This window comes from Ruania zhangjianzhongii (assembly GCF_008000995.1).
Classification (GTDB): Bacteria; Actinomycetota; Actinomycetes; order Actinomycetales; family Beutenbergiaceae; genus Ruania; species Ruania zhangjianzhongii.
The window spans coordinates 2,600,217-2,615,229 of record NZ_CP042828.1; the positions used below are offsets into that span (position 1 = coordinate 2,600,217).

Genomic DNA, 15,013 nt, shown 5'->3' on the forward strand with positions numbered 1-15,013 from the left:
ACCTAGTGCTGCTCGGAGGCCCGCTCCGCGGCCGCCTTCTCGTACAGGGTGTCGATCCGGTCGGCGAAGTCGCGCAGCACCAGGTTGCGCTTCACACTCAGCTTCGGCGTCAGGTAGTCGTCCAGGGTGAAGTCCTCGTCGAGCACCTCGTACTTGCGGATCGATTCGGCGCGGGAGACGGCCCGGTTGGCCCGGTCGATCGCCCCCTGCAACCCCTCCTGCACCTGCGGGTGTGCGGCCGCCTCGGTCACGCTCATCTCGGGCAACCCCTGGTTGGACAGCCAGGTCGGCAACATCTCTGTATCCAAGGTGATCAGCGCGGCCACGAACGGGCGCTGGTCGCCGACCACCACGCACTGGCTCACCAGCGGGTATGCACGGATCCGGTCCTCGAGCACCGAGGGCTGCACATTCTTCCCGGCAGCGGTGACGATGAGCTCCTTCTTCCGACCCGTGATCTTCAGGTAGCCGTCCGCGTCGAGCTCGCCGAGGTCACCGGTGTGGAACCAGCCGTCGGTGATCGACTCCGCGTCGGCCTCGGGGTTGTCGTGGTAACCACGGAAGTTCGCGATGCCCCGGGTGAGGATCTCGGTGTCCTCGGCGATCTTGATGCTGACCCCGGGCAGCGGGGGCCCCACCGTGCCGATCTTGGACCGCTCCGGCACGTTCACGGTCACCGGCGCGGTGGTCTCGGTCAGGCCGTACCCCTCGAGGACCCGCACCCCGACGCCGCGGAAGAAGTGTCCGAGCCGTTCGCCCAGGGGCGCCCCACCGGAGATGGCGTACTCCGCCTGACCGCCGAGCGCCTCGCGGATCTTGTGCAGCACCAGCTTGTCCGCCAACGCGTACTGGAGGCGCAGGCCAAGGCCTGGACCGCCGTCGTCCAGGGAGCGGGAATAGTCCCCGGAGACCTTGGCGGCCCAGCGGAAGATCTTCACCTTGCCGCCGGCAGCGGCCTTCTGCTCGGAGGAGTTGTACACCTTCTCGAACACGCGCGGTACGGAGAGGATGAAGGTGGGCTTGAACGTGGCGATGTTCGGCAGCAGCGTGGTGGTGTCCGAGACGTGCCCGATCGGCACTCCGCAGCAGAGGGTGAGGATGGACACGAACCGCGCGAACACGTGCGCGAGCGGCATGAACAGCAGGGTGCGGGCCTGATCGTGCAGGATCTGCGAACCCAGTGCGGCCTGCGCGTTCCTGGTCAGCTCCACGAAGTTGCTGTGGGTGAGCTCCACGCCTTTCGGCCTGCCGGTGGTGCCGGAGGTATAGATCACCGTGGCCAGGTCGCTGAGGCGCAGCGCGTCGTAGCGCTCCCGCACCTGCTCCTCGGTGACGTCGGCGCCGGATGAGGTCAGCTCGTCCAGCGCGCCGTCGTCGATCACCCAGACCGGGATCTCGCGCCCTACCTGCTGCGCCGCCTCGGACACGGTCGCGGCGTGGCCGGCGTTCTCCACGAACACCCGGTCAGTGCCGGAGTCCTCGAGGATCCACGCAGTCTGCTCGACCGAGGAGGTCTCGTAGACCGGTACGGTGACCGCCCCGGCGTACCAGATCGCGAGGTCCGCGATCGTCCACTCCGCGCGGGTGCGAGACATGATCGCCACCCTGTCACCAGGGCCCACCCCGGAGGCGATCAGGCCGCGGGCCAGGCCGAGCACCCTCTCGTGCAGCTGTGCTGCGGTGATCGGGGACCAGGCGTCGCCGTCCGGAATCTCCATCAGCACTCGCTGCGGTTCCTTGGCAGCCCAGTCGATCAAGAGGTCGGGAATGGACAGCTCATCGGGAGTCTCGACCAGTAACGGGGTCTCGGTCTGCGACATGGTCTGGCTCCTTCGGCAGGTCGGGAGGGGCTGGGCACAGCCTATCCGGGCAGAAGCCGTGCTCAGTGCGGTTCGGCGGCGAGTTGCCGCCACGTGCCAGGTGCCCGGGACTCAGAGGACAGCGCCGTTGTCGTCCCCGGAGTCGCTGCGCCCCTTCGGCATCCGCCAGAACAGCACGAGCCACCCGGCCAGCGAGGCGCCGACGGCGGACAGGTACAGCCAGCCGGGCGCGGTGGTCCAGAAGATCAGCAACAAGACGGTGAGGATCGGGCCGCCCAGGGCCATCAGCCAGGCAAGCGTGGGCAACGGGTCGGTGGCGCCGATCGGAGGCGGCTCGGGCGGGATGTAGCCCTCGTCCTCCTCATCGTCGGGCATCTCGTAGTCACGCGGTCCCGCGCTGGCGGAGCCCGGCGGGATGTCCCCCAGCGTGGGCGGCTGTGGCCGGGCCGACGACGGCGGTCGGCGTCCGAAGTCAGCGAGGTCACCGGGATCGGAGGTGCTCGGGGAGCGGCCACCGTAGGCGGGGAAGATTCGGGGCGTCTCCGGGTCACCGGGGGCAGGAGCGGTCGCTGTCGTCCCCGGCACACCGGCGGCGGGGTCATCGGGATCGCTCTCGTCCGGATCGTTCTCGGCACCGGGCCGGGTGTCGAGCTGGGCCAGATCGGACAACCCCGCAGTGATCCGCTCCCACTCCCGCTCGACGTCGGCGTCCGTGGGCTCGCGGCGCCCGGGGCGCGACTCGCCCTCCTCGGGACTTCCACCGGCCATGGGGCCACTGTACGGGGGATGCGGCTATCCACGCATCGCTGCCCGGGCGATGGTCGCCGGCCGGCTAGCCGCGCTCCGGGGTGGCGGCCGCCTTCGGCAGACCGGCCCGGCGTGCCGGATCGGTCACCCAGTGCATCATTCGTGCTGTCGTTCGGCGGCTTGCGAATCGGATCGCCGTGGCGGTGAAGCGGTTTGCCGCGCCGTCGATCACGCTGGGCCCTGGGTTCCGGCTCTCCAGATGTGCGAGCGCAGTGAGCACGACGGCCTCGGGTGTGCGCGGCTTCGCGCCTGCTGTGGCGTCCTCGGTGCCGACCACGGCGTTGAACTCGGTGCTCGTCGCTCCCGGCGACAGGGCGAAGACGGCCGCACCGGTCCCTTGGGTCTCGGCCCAGAGCGATTCGGTGAAACTGAGCACGAAGGCCTTCGATGCGCCGTAGACAGCCATCCGAGGGGTCGGGGTGTACGCAGCCATACTGGCCACGTTGATCAGGAATCCATGCCGAGTCACGATCTCGGGCAGGAAGGCATGACTGAGCTGCACCGGGGCTGACACGTCCACGGCAATCTCCTGCGCTAGCCTTGCGGGCTCTTCGGATCCAAACTCGCCGAACGTGCCGAAGCCCGCGTTGTTGATCAGGGCAGTCACCGAGACGTGGGCGGTCCGCAGCGCGTCGAGAATCGTGGCTACCGCAGCGGGAGAGGCAAGGTCGACCGATACCGCAAGCACGGCGACATCATGATCTGCTCGTAGCTCAGCGGCGAGTTCCTCGAGGCGATCACGGCGGCGTGCCACCAGCACAAGGCTCGCACCCCGTGCAGCCAGGGAGCGAGCAAACGACGCTCCGATGCCTGAACTTGCGCCCGTGATGAGGACGGTGTGCTGACGGTAGCCCTGGTACGACATGGCAACTCCCTGGCGGTGATCGACGGCGAATGAGTGCATCCTATGCCACTGTGGCACTCAGTGCCACAGTGGCGTTGAGTGTACGGTGGACGAGATGAGTGCAGCGGAGGGTCTGTGGGCGCGGTCGCGGCGCGCTGCGTATGCGGAGATCACACAGGTGGCGATGGCGCTGTTCCTCGAGCATGGGTTCGACAACGTCACGATCGATGAGATCGTCTCTGCGGCCGGCATCTCGCGCCGGTCCTTCTTCCGGTACTTCGGGACCAAAGAAGACGTGGTGCTGGGGGACCTCGCCGGACAGGGCGCAGTAGTACGTGACGCACTGGAGGCAGTACCGCTCAGCGTCGCACCGTGGGAAGCGCTGGATCAGGCGATATGGGAGACGGAGAGCCTTCAGGAGGAGTCGGGCGTTGCACTGAAGATCGCGCAAATGATGTACAGCACGCCTTCCCTGCGTGCCCGCAACGTCGAGAAGCACCTGCAGTGGCACGAACTCCTCGAGCCGAACATCCGAAAGCGGCTGGCCATGGATCCGGACGACCCCGACGATGCGGCCGCCGCCGCCATCGTCGCCAGCGCCATAGCGTGCCTCGATGCGGCGGGGAAGGTGTGGGCGAGAAGCAACGGGTCCCTCGATCTCAGAGACCTCTATCAGCGTGCCACCCGGGCAGTGCGTTCGTGAGTGCTGGCCAGCAGTCCCAGGCGCGCGTCATCGCCGTCCGGATCGAAGCACCGACCGCTCCTGAAGACTGAGGTGGACTTCCCGCGCGACTCGTCGTTGACGGACGCCCTAGATCCGAGCCACGGCCGCTGACCAGCTACCCGACGCCCTTCGCCACCCCGGCAACGGAGCGCCGCCCCGCGCTGGGCGCGCCGCTGAGGTGGCCGGTCACCATGCGGTCCGCGCGGTGCTGGCCGATCAGTAGCATGGGGCGCAGGCGTCGGCTGCTCGGCGGGCCCGAACCTGAGGTCCGTACCCGCCGGGCGCACCGACCTGTCTGTGCGCGGCCCTTCGATTCCGCGCTGCACCCCGCTACTGGAAAGGTCCGCCCCCATGACCACAGCTGCGCCGATCCGCCGGATCGCTCTGCTCACCGCCGGAGGCTTCGCGCCGTGTCTGTCCGCCGCCGTGGCCGGACTGGTACGCCGCTACGGCCAGGTTCTGCCGGAGGCGGAGATCATCGCCTACCAGTACGGCTACCACGGCCTGCTCACTGGCACCTCGATCGTGATCGACGACGACGCCAAGGCGGCGATCGACGTTCTGGACAATTTCGGCGGCAGCCCGATCGGGAACAGCCGGGTGAAGCTGACGAACGCGAAGAACCTCATCGAGCGGGGTCTGGTGGCCGAGGGTGAGGACCCGCTGAAGGTCGCGGCCGAACAGCTGCGCACCGACGGCGTGGACGTGCTGCACACCATCGGCGGCGACGACACCAACACCACGGCGGCCGATCTGGCCGCCTACCTGGAGGAGCACGGCCATCACCTCACCGTGGTCGGCCTGCCGAAGACGATCGACAACGACATCGTGCCCATCAAGCAGTCCCTCGGCGCGATCACCGCAGCCGAACAGGCTTCCCGGTTCGCGCAGAACATCATCGGTGAGCACCGGTCCAACCCCCGGATGCTGATCGTGCACGAAGTGATGGGTCGGCACTGCGGCTGGCTCACTGCTGCCGCCGCCGCCGACTACCGTGGCTGGCTGGATGAGCAGCAGTGGAACCCTGCACTCGGCCTGACCCGGCAGCGGTGGGACGTGCACGCGGTGTTCCTGCCCGAGCTGAAGCTGGACATGAAGGCCGAGGCGGCGCGGTTGCGCGCCATCATGGACGAGATCGGGAACGTGAACATCTTCCTCTCCGAGGGGGCCGGCGTGCCGGAGATCGTTGCCGAGCTCGAGGCTGCCGGCGAGGAGGTCCAACGGGACCCGTTCGGGCACGTCAAGCTGGACACGATCAACCCCGGTGCCTGGTTCGCGAAGCAGTTCGCCGAGCTGATCGGGGCGGAGAAGACCATGGTGCAGAAGAGCGGGTACTTCTCCCGCTCCGCTGCCGCGAACGCCACCGATCTGGAGCTGATCGCCGCGATGACCGATCTCGCCGTAGACACCGCGATCGCCGGTGACTCCGGGGTGATCGGGCACGACGAGGAGAATGGCGACACGCTCAGCGCCATCGCGTTCCCGCGGATCGCCGGCGGGAAAGCCTTCGACATCTCCCAGGCCTGGTTCACCGACCTGCTCGCCGACCTTGGCCAGCAGGTAGCCGCAGCGGACCCGGTCGAGCACTGACCCCTCACTCCGGGTCGTCCTGTCAGGGGTGCGCCATAGCGCACGGGTGACATGACGACTCGGGCAGGGTGGGGAGTCCGCGAGGTGGACGCGGGCCGGGGCACTCGGTGGGCGGGCCTATCCTGGACCGCGTGAGCGTTCTTCCCGATCCCGCAGTCGTTGCCGGCCTGGATCACTGGCGCCAGTTCGACGCCAAACAGCAGCCCAGCTGGCCCGATCCGCAGGCGCTGCGCGCGGCCACTGCGCGGCTGGCCGAGGTGCCGCCGCTGGTGTTCGCCGGTGAGGCGGACCGGCTGAGTGAGCTGCTCGCCGCCGCCTCCCGCGGTGAGGCCTTCCTGCTCCAGGGCGGGGACTGCGCGGAAACGTTCGCCGATCTGAGCGCCGACTCCATTCGGGACAAGATCAAGACCATCCTGCAGATGGCGGTGGTACTCACCTACGGCGCGAGCATGCCGGTGATCAAGATGGGCCGGATGGCCGGGCAGTACGCCAAGCCGCGCAGCTCCGACACCGAGACCCGCGACGGGCAGACCCTGCCCGCCTACCGCGGCGACATCATCAACGACTACGCGTTCACCCCCGAGTCCCGGATCCCGGACCCGCAGCGGCTGCTCGACGCCTATCACAACTCGGCCAGCACCCTGAACCTGATCCGTGCGTTCACCCAGGGCGGGTTCGCCGACCTGCGCCTGGTGCATGACTGGAACCGCGGCTTCTCCGCCAACCCGGCATACGCCCAGTACGACGCGTTCGCCGCTGAGATTGACCGTGCGATCCGGTTCATGAAGGCCGCGGGCGCGGACTTCGACGCGATGCGCACCGTGGAGTTCTTCTCCAGCCACGAGGGCCTGCTGCTCGACTATGAGCGCCCGCTCACCCGGATCGATTCCCGCACCGGATTCCCCTACGACTGCTCGGCGCACTTCCTCTGGATCGGAGAGCGCACCCGGCAGCTCGACGGTGCACACGTGGACTTCTTCTCCCGGGTGCACAACCCGATCGGGGTGAAGCTCGGCCCCACCAGCACGGTGGACGATGCCCGGGCGCTGATGGACAAGCTCAACCCGGACGGCCAGGCCGGCCGGCTCACCTTCGTCTCCCGGATGGGCGCCGACAAGATCCGTGACCTGCTGCCCGCCCTGGTGGAGGGCGTGAAGGCGGACGGCCGCCCGGTCACCTGGGTCTGCGATCCGATGCACGGCAACGGTTTCACCTCGGACAACGGCTACAAGACGCGCCGGTTCGCCGATGTGATCGACGAGGTCCGCGGCTTCTTCGAGGTGCACCGCGCGGCTGGAACCGTACCCGGCGGCCTGCACGTGGAACTGACCGGATCCGATGTCACCGAGGTGCTCGGTGGCAGCGAGCAAATCGACCAGGAGGCGCTGAGCCGCCGCTACGAGACCAGGGTCGACCCCCGCCTGAACCACCAGCAGTCCCTGGAGATGGCGTTCCTGGTGGCGGAGATGCTGCGGGGCGGCTGAGGATGTCCTCCGATGCTCCTTCCGGCGGCGCTGCCGGAGATCCGCCGCCAGGGCAGTATTGGCGCGACGAGCCGGAGATCATGCACTACGGCCGCATCCCGGCGCTGCGCCCGGACCGGTGGACGTTCGCGGTGGGCGGGGCGACCGCCGACGGGCTGGAGCACACGTTCGAGTGGGCGGAGGTTCTCGCGCTGCCTCGGCACGAGCTGGTCGCGGACATGCACTGCAATACCCGGTGGAGCGTCCAGGGGATGCGCTGGTCCGGCCCGCGGGCGACCGATGTGATCGCGATGGCTCCGCCGGGCCCGGAGGCCACCGGTGCCTTGGTGTTCGCGGAGTTCGGTTACGCCGCGAACGTGCCACTGGCTGACCTGGGCGTGCCGACCGCGCTGCTGGCCACCACGTTGGAGGATGAGCCACTCACCGCCGAGCGTGGCGCGCCGATGCGGTTGATCATCCCGCACCTGTACACCTGGAAGGGTCCGAAGTGGGTGCGCGGCTGGAACTACCTCACCACAGAGGACGACGACCTGGGCTTCTGGGAGAAGCGCGGCTACCACCGCCGCGGACACGCCTGGCAGGAGCAACGGTACGACTACCAGGGTGAGCATCCCTGACCGCGCCCCCACCTCCGGGTCGTCAGGTGAGGGGTGCGCCATAGCGCACTCCCGACATGACGACCCCGGAGGGTTACTAGACCACGGTGAGCACGATGACCGTGCCTGCCGGGACCATCTCGCCCGCGTCGACGGACTGCAGCCGGACGGTGCCGAAGAACCCGCCCAGGGTGTCCTCGCGCCGCACCTCGAAGCCGATCCCGGACAGCTCGTCCTCGGCGGCGCCGAACTGGTCCCCGACCACGTTCGGGACCTCGAACAGCTCCGGACCGCGGGAGAGGGTCAGGTGCACCACGTCCCCGCGTAGGGCCTCTCCGGTGACGGTCTGCTCCAGCACGTGCCCGGCCGGGACGTCGTCGCTGTACTCCCGACCGTCCACCTGCGGGACCGCACCGGCGTCCTCCAGGCTGGCGACGGCGTCGTTCTCCGCCTCGCCGGCCACGTCCGGGATGTCGATCGGCTCGCGACCTCGGGAGACCGTCAGCGTCACCTCGGTGTCATGGCGGACTTCCTCAGCCGGTTCGGGGTCGATACTGATCACCCGGCCCGCCTCGACCTCCTGGTGGTACTCCCGTTCCACTGCGCCGGCCGCGGTGAAGCCGTCCTCCTCGAGCTGGGCGAGGGCGTCGTCCTCCGGGCTGCCGACCACATCCGGCACCGCCAGCATCTGCACACCGAGGGAGACCACCAGCTGCACCTCGCCGTCCCGGCGCACGTCCAGGCCCGGGCCGGGGTCTGTGCTGATCACCGCCCCTTCCGACACATCGTCGGAGTAGCTGGTCTCGACCTGGTAGGCCAGGTCTTGTTCGGTCAGCGCAGTCTCGGCTTGCTCCTGCTGTGCACCGAGCAAGTCCGGTACTTGCGTGTAGGCCCCCGGGCCGATGTTCAGGTACCACCAGGTGCCACCCACGCCGAGCCCGGCGATTAACAGCACGAGCAGCACCACCAGCAAGACTCGCCCGCGGCGCACCCGGCGCCTCGGCGGGGCCTCCTCATCGATCGAGTCGGTGAGCGGGACCGCCCCGACCGGGAGGGCGATCGTGCCGGTATGCCCGACGGCGGTCGTCTCCTCTCCCTCCAGCTCACCGGTATCGGGGCTGATCGGGGACGGGTCCGGCTCCAAGTCAGTGGCCGTGTCGGCCTGGCGTTGCAGATCGTGCTCGTCGAGCGAGGTGCGCACCCGGTGCACCAGGATGCGTGCGGCTCCGGCATCGGCCGGCCGGCCGGCCGGGTCACGGGCGGTGAGGGTGGCGACCAGCTCGTCCACCTGGTAGGGCAGCCAGAGGATCGCCTCCGACGGCGCAGGCACGGTGGCGTGCACATGCTGGTAGGCGATCTGGATCGGGGTGTCGCCTTCGAACGGCTGGTGCCCGGTGAGCAGTTCATACAGCATCGCGCCGACGGCGTAGACGTCGGCTCGGGCGTCTGCCTCACCATCGGTGACAATCTCGGGGGAGAGGTAGGCCACGGTGCCGAGGAGGCTCCCGGTGGTGGCGACGGTCGCCTCGGATACCGCTCGTGCCAGGCCGAAGTCGGCCACTTTGATCTCGCCCTCGGTGGTGACGAGGATGTTCTCCGGCTTGACGTCACGGTGCACCAGACCGGCCCGGTGGGCGGCGGCGAGGGCGTCCAGGATGCGCTCGATGGTCTGCAGGGCCTCGCCGACCGGCAGAGCACCGCGGCGGCGGAGCACGGCCCGGAGGTTCGTTCCGTCGACGAACTCCATGGTCAGGTAGTTCATCTCGTCCGTGCTGCCCTGATCGAACACGCCGACCACCCCAGGGTGGGCCAGCCGGGCCGCGGCGCGAGCCTCACGGCGGAACCGGGCCGCGACGTCCACACCATCACCGAGATGCGGATGCATGATCTTCAGCGCGACTACTCGGTCCAACCGGCGGTCCAGCGCACGGTAGACCGTGGCCATCCCACCGCGGGCGATGCGCGCGGTGATCTCATACCTGCTGTCGACCAAGCGGCCGATCAGCGGGTCGGAGACAGTGGTGGCCATGTGCGGAGTTTACGGGCGAAACTCCGCAGATCGGTGGCTCAGGAGTAGCGTGTCATCAGCGTCTGCACGTTCGCCACATACCGGCGAGTGTCGTCATACAGACCGTTGCGCTCCACTGAGCCGAGGCCCTGGTAATAGCCGCCGATCGCATCGGAGCGGTTGTCCGCCGACCGCTGGAGCTGGCGCAGGATCGCCACACCGGCGGTGACATTGTCCTGCGGGTCGAGCAAGTTCAGCTCCTGGCCGACCAGCTGGGACGCCCACTCGCCGGAGGACGGAATCACCTGCATCACGCCGACGGCGTTCGCGGGGGAGACCGCTGCCGGGTTGAAGCCGGACTCCTGGTGGGCCACGGCCAACGCAAGCGCCGGGTCCACCCCCATCTGCCGGGCGGTCTGCCGGATGATCGACTGCATCTGGTCTCTGCTGGGCAGGTTCGCGTTCAGCAGCTGGCGCTTGTTCGAGTTCGCGGCAGCGGTGACATCGCCGGAGTAGGTGTAGTGCAGGAAGGTGTTCGAGACCAAGCCGTCCGGGATCTGCAAGGTCTGCCCGACCCGGATCGACGCGTTGGAACCGAGGTCGTTCGCATTCACGATCGCACTCACGCTGGTGCCGTACTGCGCAGCGATCGAGGACACCGTGTCTCCGCCGATCACCTTGTGCGACGTCGCACTGGAGGAGCTGCTGCTCGAGCCGGACGACGAGCTGGACGACGAGCTGGACGACGAATTGGAACCAGAGCTGCTGGAGTTGCTGGAGGAGCTCTGACCGGGGATACGCAGGCTCTGACCGATACGGATCATCGCGTTCGAGCCGAGATCGTTGGCGTTGATGATCGCCCGCACCGTGGTGTCATGCCGATGCGCGATCCCCGAGACGGTGTCCCCAGAACGGACCGTGTAGCTGCCGCCGCTGCCGGAGGTGGAACCGCCCGCATTCGAGCTGGAACCAGAGCTGCTGGAGTTGCCGGCGGAACTCTGACCGGGAATGCGCAGGCTCTGACCGATACGGATCATCGCGTTCGAGCCGAGATCGTTCGCGTTGATGATCGCCCGCACCGTGGTGTCATACCGATGCGCGATCCCCGAGACGGTGTCCCCAGAACGGACCGTGTAGCTGCCGCCGCTGCCGGAGGTGGAACCGCCCGCATTCGAGCTGGAACCAGAGCTGCTGGAGTTGCTGGAGGAGCTCTGACCGGGAATGCGCAGGCTCTGACCGATACGGATCATCGCGTTCGAGCCGAGATCGTTCGCGTTGATGATCGCCCGCACCGTGGTGTCATACCGATGCGCGATCCCCGAAACAGTGTCCCCGGAACGGACGCGATAGCTACCGTCTGAACTGCCGCCCGAAGAAGAGCTGGACGGTGACGACGCACCGGAACTGGCGCCGTCGGCGGGGATGCGCAGAGTCTGACCGATGCGGATCAGCGCCTGGGAGTTGAGGTCGTTGGCGTTGACGATCGCCCGCACCGTGGTGTCGTAGCGGTGGGCCAGGGCAGAGACGGTGTCTCCAGCGCGCACCGTGTACGCCACGCTCGAGCGCTGCGGTGCCCGCTCCACCGCACTCACCAAAGGGGTCCGCTCGGCCGCTCCGCCGGGCAGGGCCCGTGGCGAGAACAGTGGGGAACGAGCCTGTGCACTGTCCGACGGCTGAGCCTGGGCCGGTGCTGCCGAACCAAGACCGACAGCGGTGACCGCGCCGATGGCACCAAGCGTGCTCAGGGTGGAGTAGCGGCGAGCAGCAGCCCGCTGGGACCGACGATTCGTTCGGGACATGTGATCTTCCCCCCGGGAAGTAGGCCTCGGACTCACAATGCGGTTCACGACGGCGTGTTGCAGTGAACAACGTGGTTCATGTGGTGTAAGTGGATAGTGGGACAGGTGTGACAGTAGTGCTTATGCGAAATCGTGACAACCCCGTGACCTTTGCGCAGCGCTCGACGCCGAGCCGGCAGAAGCCACCGATTCCTCAGCCGCGCCCACCGCGGACTACGCTGATGGGGTGGTTGACGAGCAAAACTGGCTGAGCCTGCCCGAGGTGGCCGAGGCCACTGACCTGCAATTGCGTACCGTGCGCGGCTACCTGCGCGACCGGGTCCTGGTGGCCACTCGCCGCGGGGAGAACAACGCCCTCGCCGTGCCGGAAGGCTTCCTCGTCCCCGGTGAGGAGACCGGAACGCTGATCGTGTTGCCCTCGCTGCGGGGCACGATCACTATGCTCGCCGACTCCGGCTACGGCGACGACGAGATCGTCGACTGGTTGCTGCGAGAGAACGACGAGCTGGGGGCGACGCCGTTGGCCAACCTCCGCGATGGCCGCACGCACGCCGTGCGCCGGGCGGCGCAGGCACTGGCGTTCTGACCGGCCGCTGAGACTTCAGGACGTGCGGCTGACCGCCGCCCGCACCAGGGAGCGGAGCACGGCATCGGCTTGCGGGCTGACGGCGGCGGCGTCCAGCACCCCTAACCCTTCCGCCACCCGCTCAGCGATCAGCGCTTCCACTTCGTGGTCGGCGCCGGTCGCGTAGAGGATCTCTCGGACCTGATCGATCTCGTCCGGCTGCAGCTGCGCATTTCCTAGCGCCTGCTGAAGCACCGCCCGCTGCGCCGTGCTCGCACGAGTCATCGCCGAGGCGACCAGAACTGTGCGCTTACCCTCCCGGAGATCGTCACCGGCAGGCTTGCCCGTCAGGTCCGGATCGCCGAACACGCCCAGCATGTCGTCCCGGAGCTGGAACGCTTCACCGATCGGCAGGCCGAATGCCGCACAGGCCGCCAGTCCGGCATCGTCGGCTCCGGCCATCGCTGCCCCGAGCCGCAGCGGTTGCTGCACGCTGTAGCTGGCCGATTTGGCCCGGATCACGCGGCGCGCCCGGTCGAGGTCCACTGCGGGATCCTCGCTCCACGGGGCCGCTTGGGCGTAGATGTCCAGGTACTGCCCGACGGTGACCTCGGCCATCATCGTCAACAGGATCGACCGGCCACGCCGGTCGGCCGGGCTCGGCAGCACGTCCAGGCCGCGTTCGACCTCCTGCTGTGCGGCCACCAGCAGCAGGTCACCCAGGAGCAGCGCACCGCTCTCGCCGAACCGGTCCGCATCGCCGTCCATGCCCAGCTCACCGTGCCGGAGGGCAAGCTGGCGATGTGCGGCCGGCATGCCCCGGCGAGTGGTCGAGGCGTCGATGATGTCGTCGTGCACCAGAGCGGCCATCTGGAACAGCTCCAGACCGGCTCCGGCGCGCACCACCGGACCCGCCAGCTCGGCTCCGCCGAAGGCGGTCCACCCGGCGGCGGCGAATGCGGCACGCAGGCGCTTGCCGCCGCTGAGCAGGCCGGTGGAGATGGTGAACAGGTCGGCGACCTCCGGACCGATGTCCGCATGGCTCTCGGCCAGCTCGGCGATGCTGGCCGTCACTCTCGTCGAGACCGCCTGCCGAAGCTCGTTCAACCAGCGCTGCGTCTCGAGAGTGTCCACCGCCCCAGCGTATCCGCGCGTGAGCAGGCCCGATGCCGTCGTATCCACAACCCCCTCCACGCACTGGCATGGCCTCGGCCGACCTGCAGTGGGATCGGTAGATGGACGAGATCACCCCGTACCCCAGGACCGACCACCCCACGAACTCCCGTGGCCCCGCACCCGACGCTGCGCAGCGAGCCGCTGCCTCCGCGGCGGCCGAGCCACGGGCCGAAGACTTCCCAGACCCGGACACTCCCGAGGCCACCGACGACCGATGCCGGGACCGAGCGACCCTTCACCTCGATCGCCCCGCCGAGGTCCTCGCCTGGCTGCCGTACCAGGTCAAGTTCTGGCCGCAGGAGTCGGCGGTGCTGCTCTCCCTGCGACGCGGTCAGCGCGCAGGCCCGTCCTCGGACGGTGCCGGCGCTTCCACCACAGCCCTGGAACCGGGCCTGATCGCCCGCACCGATCTCGCAGTGATCGGTGGCCTCGCGGACGGGCGCCAGGCGCAGGTGGACATGGGTCGACACCTGCAGCGCGACGGTGCTCACCGAGCACTCTGCGCGATCTACACCGACCAGTCCTTCGCCTCGGTGCTCCGCGGCCAAGGCCCGGCCGGGCGCACGCTCACCTGGTGGCGGACCACCCCGTGGGCAGAGCTGGGCAAGACCTATCTGATCGGTCCGGAACGGTTCCGATGCGTGGACTGTGCCGACGCACCATGCTGTCCGCACACCGGACAACCGCTCGAAGTATTGGACAACACCGAGTCCGCCGCCTGGCACGTCTTCCACGGTCACGGCTACGTACGCGACCGGCGCCTGCTCGTGCCGGACCTGCGGGCGAGCACCCAGCGCCGGCGCGCGGTCGGGGCGGCCGCACGCCGTCACTACGACCAGCGCCCCGATCTTCCCGGGAAGAGCCGGTCCGACTGGCACCGGGAGATGGAGTACCGCTGGGTAGCCCTCGTGAAGGCCTGCGCCAAGGCCGATCGCGCCGCCCGGACCACACCGGCCGGCACGGCCCCAGAACAGGCGACCCTCGCGGAGCAGCTCCCTGCCGGGGACCTCGGCGCGGTCCTCGCCGGGCTGGCCGATCCGTGGGTGCGCGATGCCGCCCTGCTCTGGAGTGGGACCGGGCAACTTCTCGGCGACGCTGTCCGGGACAACGTGGTCGACGCCGTCTTCTCGGGCCGGCTGCTGCCGCAGATGCGCCGACTGCATGCTGCCGACCGGACCCTGACGGTCCTCGGCGCGCACGCCACCGATCGGTGGAAAGCCCCCGTCCTCGCCTCCCGTGCGTGGCTCGCCTGGTGGAGCGGCGAAGGCGCCAAAGCGAACATCCTGCTCGAGCGCAGCCTCCGGGCCGATCCGGACTACTCCCTGGCCCAACTGCTCGGCACGGCCCTGGCGCATGGCATCCCTCCCGGGTGGGCCCGCAGCGGACGCTTGGCGTCCTGACGGGAGCACCACCGCGCTGTGCCTCCCGACTGCAGCACCACCGCGCAGGGCCCTGTACGTCCTGACTGGAGGAGCACCGTGCGCGGCGCTCTGCCTCCCGACCGAACGACCGCCGGGCGGGTTGACCCTCGGCCCCCGATCGGCATCGCTCGACGACCCGACCCCGATCAGCGGGCTCACTCTCGATGGCATGCCCGGCC

At 68.8% G+C, this 15,013-nt stretch carries 12 protein-coding genes; 6 read left to right on the forward strand and 6 right to left on the reverse strand.

The window, feature by feature from the left end; translation table 11 throughout:
* Positions 1-2 precede the first annotated feature (2 nt).
* From FU260_RS12100 to FU260_RS12110, 3 genes are all read right to left on the reverse strand, one after another.
* The gene (locus FU260_RS12100; RefSeq protein WP_147917294.1) at positions 3-1,820 is read right to left on the reverse strand and encodes an AMP-dependent synthetase/ligase; all 1,818 of its coding nucleotides are present in this window, start codon (positions 1,818-1,820) and stop codon (positions 3-5) included.
* 111 nt (positions 1,821-1,931) lie between these two features.
* Positions 1,932-2,588, reverse strand: a complete 657-nt coding sequence (locus tag FU260_RS12105) for a hypothetical protein (RefSeq protein ID WP_147917295.1) — start codon at positions 2,586-2,588, stop codon at positions 1,932-1,934.
* 64 nt (positions 2,589-2,652) lie between these two features.
* Positions 2,653-3,531 carry an SDR family NAD(P)-dependent oxidoreductase gene (locus tag FU260_RS12110; RefSeq protein ID WP_328593004.1) on the reverse strand — a complete coding sequence of 293 codons (879 nt, stop codon included), beginning with the start codon at positions 3,529-3,531 and terminating at the stop codon, positions 2,653-2,655.
* Between the two features lie 55 nt (positions 3,532-3,586).
* Here FU260_RS12110 and FU260_RS12115 point away from each other — a divergent pair, with 55 nt between their 5' ends.
* From FU260_RS12115 to FU260_RS12130, 4 genes are all read left to right on the forward strand, one after another.
* A complete protein-coding gene (locus FU260_RS12115) occupies positions 3,587-4,174 on the forward strand; it encodes a TetR family transcriptional regulator (protein WP_147917297.1) in 588 nt (195 codons plus the stop codon).
* A gap of 372 nt (positions 4,175-4,546) precedes the next feature.
* The gene (locus FU260_RS12120; protein WP_147917298.1) at positions 4,547-5,785 is read left to right on the forward strand and encodes a pyrophosphate--fructose-6-phosphate 1-phosphotransferase; all 1,239 of its coding nucleotides are present in this window, start codon (positions 4,547-4,549) and stop codon (positions 5,783-5,785) included.
* Between the two features lie 131 nt (positions 5,786-5,916).
* Positions 5,917-7,269 (forward strand): class II 3-deoxy-7-phosphoheptulonate synthase, encoded by a 1,353-nt coding sequence (locus FU260_RS12125; protein WP_147917299.1) that lies wholly within the window; start codon positions 5,917-5,919, stop codon positions 7,267-7,269.
* A 2-nt stretch (positions 7,270-7,271) separates the two neighbouring features.
* On the forward strand, positions 7,272-7,886 hold the full coding sequence (locus FU260_RS12130) for a molybdopterin-dependent oxidoreductase (RefSeq protein ID WP_147917300.1): 615 nt from the start codon (positions 7,272-7,274) through the stop codon (positions 7,884-7,886).
* Positions 7,887-7,962: 76 nt separating this feature from the next.
* Here FU260_RS12130 and pknB read toward each other — a convergent pair whose 3' ends face one another.
* Complete coding sequence (pknB, locus tag FU260_RS12135) at positions 7,963-9,894, reverse strand: Stk1 family PASTA domain-containing Ser/Thr kinase (protein ID WP_147917301.1); 1,932 nt, start codon at positions 9,892-9,894, stop codon at positions 7,963-7,965.
* A 38-nt stretch (positions 9,895-9,932) separates the two neighbouring features.
* On the reverse strand, positions 9,933-11,672 hold the full coding sequence (locus tag FU260_RS12140) for a LysM peptidoglycan-binding domain-containing protein (RefSeq protein WP_147917302.1): 1,740 nt from the start codon (positions 11,670-11,672) through the stop codon (positions 9,933-9,935).
* Positions 11,673-11,898: 226 nt separating this feature from the next.
* Here FU260_RS12140 and FU260_RS12145 point away from each other — a divergent pair, with 226 nt between their 5' ends.
* Entirely contained in the window at positions 11,899-12,258 is a 360-nt protein-coding gene (locus tag FU260_RS12145; RefSeq protein ID WP_147917303.1) for an Rv2175c family DNA-binding protein, read from the forward strand.
* A gap of 15 nt (positions 12,259-12,273) precedes the next feature.
* On the opposite strand, the gene FU260_RS12150 is transcribed toward FU260_RS12145, so the two are convergent.
* Entirely contained in the window at positions 12,274-13,371 is a 1,098-nt protein-coding gene (locus FU260_RS12150) for a polyprenyl synthetase family protein (protein WP_168211764.1), read from the reverse strand.
* A 101-nt stretch (positions 13,372-13,472) separates the two neighbouring features.
* On the opposite strand from FU260_RS12150, the gene FU260_RS12155 reads away from it, so the two are divergent.
* Positions 13,473-14,813 (forward strand): DUF4192 domain-containing protein, encoded by a 1,341-nt coding sequence (locus FU260_RS12155; protein ID WP_147917305.1) that lies wholly within the window; start codon positions 13,473-13,475, stop codon positions 14,811-14,813.
* Positions 14,814-15,013 lie beyond the last annotated feature (200 nt).

Coding starts and splice junctions, on each gene's coding strand:
- FU260_RS12105 (WP_147917295.1), bottom strand. CDS start 2,588: ATGGCCGGTGGAAGTCCCGAGGAGGGCGAGTCGCGCCCCGGGCGCCGC.
- FU260_RS12120 (WP_147917298.1), top strand. CDS start 4,547: ATGACCACAGCTGCGCCGATCCGCCGGATCGCTCTGCTCACCGCCGGA.
- FU260_RS12100 (WP_147917294.1), bottom strand. CDS start 1,820: ATGTCGCAGACCGAGACCCCGTTACTGGTCGAGACTCCCGATGAGCTG.
- FU260_RS12130 (WP_147917300.1), top strand. CDS start 7,272: ATGTCCTCCGATGCTCCTTCCGGCGGCGCTGCCGGAGATCCGCCGCCA.
- FU260_RS12155 (WP_147917305.1), top strand. CDS start 13,473: ATGGACGAGATCACCCCGTACCCCAGGACCGACCACCCCACGAACTCC.
- FU260_RS12140 (WP_147917302.1), bottom strand. CDS start 11,672: ATGTCCCGAACGAATCGTCGGTCCCAGCGGGCTGCTGCTCGCCGCTAC.
- FU260_RS12115 (WP_147917297.1), top strand. CDS start 3,587: ATGAGTGCAGCGGAGGGTCTGTGGGCGCGGTCGCGGCGCGCTGCGTAT.
- pknB (WP_147917301.1), bottom strand. CDS start 9,894: ATGGCCACCACTGTCTCCGACCCGCTGATCGGCCGCTTGGTCGACAGC.
- FU260_RS12110 (WP_328593004.1), bottom strand. CDS start 3,531: ATGCACTCATTCGCCGTCGATCACCGCCAGGGAGTTGCCATGTCGTAC.